Origin of the sequence: Leucobacter chromiireducens, assembly GCF_003917135.1 — a bacterium.
In the GTDB taxonomy this organism is placed as follows: domain Bacteria; phylum Actinomycetota; class Actinomycetes; order Actinomycetales; family Microbacteriaceae; genus Leucobacter; species Leucobacter chromiireducens_A.
Genome location: NZ_RPDI01000062.1, coordinates 1 through 3,568, shown reverse-complemented (window position 1 = coordinate 3,568; position 3,568 = coordinate 1). Strand labels below are relative to the sequence as shown.

The 3,568-nt window shown below is 72.1% G+C and carries 4 protein-coding genes; all 4 read right to left on the bottom strand.

Annotated elements, in window-relative coordinates:
* The coding region (locus tag EGM46_RS14895; RefSeq protein ID WP_206427597.1) for a hypothetical protein at window positions 1-326 on the bottom strand (326 nt) is incomplete at its 3' end.
* A 304-nt stretch (window positions 327-630) separates the two neighbouring features.
* Window positions 631-1,707 carry a sensor histidine kinase gene (locus EGM46_RS14380; RefSeq protein ID WP_206427596.1) on the bottom strand — a complete coding sequence of 359 codons (1,077 nt, stop codon included), beginning with the start codon at window positions 1,705-1,707 and terminating at the stop codon, window positions 631-633.
* Window positions 1,704-2,381: a response regulator transcription factor gene (locus EGM46_RS14375; protein ID WP_125100809.1), complete on the bottom strand. Its 678-nt coding sequence runs from the start codon at window positions 2,379-2,381 to the stop codon at window positions 1,704-1,706. The genes EGM46_RS14380 and EGM46_RS14375 overlap by 4 nt, the downstream gene beginning before the upstream one ends.
* A gap of 384 nt (window positions 2,382-2,765) precedes the next feature.
* Complete coding sequence (locus EGM46_RS14370) at window positions 2,766-3,422, bottom strand: response regulator (RefSeq protein ID WP_125100808.1); 657 nt, start codon at window positions 3,420-3,422, stop codon at window positions 2,766-2,768.
* Between the last annotated feature and the right edge of the window lie 146 nt (window positions 3,423-3,568).

Here is a 3,568-nt window from a genome sequence, read left to right as displayed (position 1 = left end):
CGCAGCGGATCGCGGTTCACCTCTCGAGCGGGATCGCAGCGATGGCAGCGTTCGAGCTCGTGAGCGACGGCCGCACGATCCCCGTGTTCGCCTGGCGGCTGCGCGCGGGACACACGCAGAACTGGACGCTCTTCGACCTCTCGGATCGGCTGCGCATGCGCGGCTGGCTCGTGCCGGCCTACCCGATGCCCGACAACCTCGCCGATCAGACGGTGCAGCGCATCGTCGTGCGGAACGGCCTCACGATGGATCTCGCCGACGCGTTGCTCGACGCGATCCGCGAGGAGACCGCCTACCTCGATTCGCTGACGGGCCCGCTGCCGCATCCGACGTCCCACCCGGNGCCTCACGATGGATCTCGCCGACGCGTTGCTCGACGCGATCCGCGAGGAGACCGCCTACCTCGATTCGCTGACGGGCCCGCTGCCGCATCCGACGTCCCACCCGGCGTTCGCCCACTGACCCCCGCCCCCACCACTCCCACCGCCCCCACCGGATCGGGGTCACTTGGGCAGGGTGTCGGGCGCGGCTGGACCGCAACACCCTGCCCGAGTGACCCCGATCGCGCGGGCGCGAGCGAGGGACGGCGCGGGCGGGGGACGGCGCGGGCGAGGGACGGCGCCGGGCGCGTCAGGCCGCCGGGAGCCAGGCCGTGGCGCGCAAGCCGCCCTCGGGGAGCGGCGCGAGGCCGAGCGCGCCACCGTGCACCCGCACGATGCTCTCCACGATGGCGAGGCCGAGCCCCACGCCGGGCGAGTCGCGGCGGGTGCGAGCCGCGCCGCGCTGGAACGGCTCGGTAAGCGTGCGCACGAGCTCGGGATCAAGCACCGCCCCCGTGCTCGACACGCTGAGCTCCACCACGTCGTGGCCCGGCCGCGTCTCGATCTGCACGACGCCGTCGGCCGGCAGGTTGTAGACGATCCCGTTGTGCACGAGGTTGGTGACGAGCTGCAGCAGCAGCGCGGGCGAGCCGCTCGCGTGCACCGCCGGGCCGACCACCTCAAGGGTGACCCCGTGCCGCTCGGCGAGGGGCAGCAGCGTCTCGATCGTCTCCTCCACCAGCAGCGAGAGGTCGACGCGCTCGCGCGTGAACGAGCGCTGGCCGCTGCGACTCAGCAGGAGCAGCGCCTCCGTGAGCTGGATCGCGCGCTCGTTGACCGCGGAGAGCCGGTCGATCAGGGCCGCGGGATCCAGATCAGGATCGCGACGCGCCACCTCCAGCGTGGTGCGCGTGATCGCGAGCGGCGTGCGGAGTTCGTGCGACGCGTTCGCGGCGAATCGCTGCTGCTCCCCCACGTGCGACTCCAACTGGCTGAGCATGGTGTCGAAGCTGTCGGCGAGTTCGCGAAACTCGTCGTCCGATCCGGCGAGCTGCACGCGCGCGCTGAGGTCCCCAGCTCCCGCGGCGCGCGCGACGGCGGTGATTTCCGCGAGCGGCGCGAGCATGCGGCCGGCGAGGAACCAGCCGCCGACGACCGCAACGAGCAGGAGGAGGCCGAGCGCCCACACGGCGGCCGGGAGAAAGGCGCGGATCAGGTCGCCGCGGCCTGGCATAAACACGTCGGGGCTCCACGCGGCGTCCTGCGGCACGTAGCGGAGGAGGAACAGCCACACGACCGCCAGCAGTGCCACGCCTGACAGCATGAGAAACGCGACGTAGCTGAGGGTGAGTTTCAGACGGGCGCTCAACCCCGGCTGCCGGGTCACGTCGACTCCGCCTCGCCCGGGTCGATGCGGTAGCCGACGCCTGGCACGGTGCCGATGATGCCCGGCTCGCCAAGGCGCTTGCGCAGCGCGGAGACGGTGATGCGCACGGCGTTGGTGAACGGGTCTGCGTTCTCGTCCCACGCGCGCTCGAGCAGCTGCTCGGCGCTCACGACGCCGCCCTCCGCAGCAACGAGCACCTCGAGCACGGCGAACTGCTTGCGGGTGAGAGCGATGTACTTGCCGTCGCGGAACACCTCGCGCCGGAACGGGTCGACGCGCAGCCCGGCGAGCTCGCGCACGGGCGGGCGGTGGTGCGCGCGGCGGCGGTCGAGGGCGCGGAGGCGGAGCACGAGTTCCTGCAGCGCGAAGGGCTTCGTCAGATAGTCGTCGGCGCCCAGCTCGAAGCCGGACGCTTTGTCGTCGAGGCGGTCCGCCGCGGTGAGCATGAGGATCGGGATCCCGGAGCCCGACTCCACGATTCGCGCCGCGACCTCGTCGCCGGAGGGGCCGGGGATGTCGCGATCGAGCACGGCGAGGTCGTACTCGTTGACGCTGAGCAGTTCGAGGGCGGTGTCGCCGTCGCCGGCGATGTCGGCGGCGATCGCCTCGAGGCGCAGGCCATCGCGGATCGCTTCGGCCAGGGCTGGCTCGTCCTCAACGAGTAACACGCGCATGGCTCCATGCTACGAGCCGGAGCGTATTGCTGGCGTATCGATTCCGCCGCCCAGCGGGAGCGGCGGGGACGGCGCAGGGACAGCGCGGGATCGCCGCCAGCGCGTGAACTACACCCGTGTAGTTTCCATCCACAGACCTTTCCCCAGCTTGTGGATAGATTCGTCCACCGGGTGTGAATAGTGGGGATCGACGCGCCCGGCCTGCCGCTGCGCGCGGCCAGCGGACCCCGGAGGCGCGCCCGGGCGCGCACTCCAATCGGCCGGGTGAGCGCTCAGATTCCGCGTGATTCTGCGGGTGTCGCGCACGGCGACCCGCTCGCCGCGCGCGAAAAACTACACGTGTGTAATTCTCCACAGCCTGGGGACAGCCTTGTGGACAACGTGTTAGGAACCTGGGGAAACCAGGATTCCGTGCTCGATCGCGCGGGTGACCGCGCGGGTGCGGTCGGACACCTCAAGCTTCTCGAAGATGTGGAGGAGGTGGGTCTTGACGGTGGACTCGCCGATGACGAGCCGCGCGGCGATGGCCGGGTTGCTGAGCCCCTGCGCGACGAGCCCGAGGATCTCGGTCTCGCGCGGGGTGAGCCTCGGCCGCTCGACGGGCCTGCGCATGCGCGCAACGAGCTGGGCCGCGATGGAGGGGGCGAGCACGGTCTGCCCTGCGGCGACCGCCGCGACCGCGGCGAGCAGCTCGGCCGCTGGCGCCGCCTTCACGAGGTACCCGTTCGCCCCGGCCTCGATGGCCGAGAGGATCTGCTCATCCTCCTCGTAGGTGGTGAACACGAGCACGCCAGGCGTCGGGAACTCGGCGGCGGCCGCGTACTCGCCGCGCGCGATGCGCCGCGTGGCCTCGACGCCGCCCATGCCCGGCATGCGCAGATCCATCAGGACGACGTCGGGGCGCACCTCGCCGAGCATCTCGAGCGCGACCTCTCCGGAGTCGGCCTCGGCCACCGCGGAGACGCCGTGCTCCGTTTCGAGCAGGCCGACGATCCCCGCGCGCACAATCGGGTGATCGTCGACCACCAGCACGCGGCTCATGGGCGCCCTCCCGTCGTGGTGCGCGGCGCGAGCCGCACCTCCAGCGCGGCTCCGCCCGCCGCCGCCGCCCCGAACCGCACCGTGCCGCCGATGGCCCGCGCCCGCTCGGCGAGCCCGGTGAGCCCGAATCCGCCGACCGACGCCGC

Coding starts and splice junctions, on each gene's coding strand:
- EGM46_RS14375 (WP_125100809.1), bottom strand. CDS start 2,381: ATGCGCGTGTTACTCGTTGAGGACGAGCCAGCCCTGGCCGAAGCGATC.
- EGM46_RS14370 (WP_125100808.1), bottom strand. CDS start 3,422: ATGAGCCGCGTGCTGGTGGTCGACGATCACCCGATTGTGCGCGCGGGG.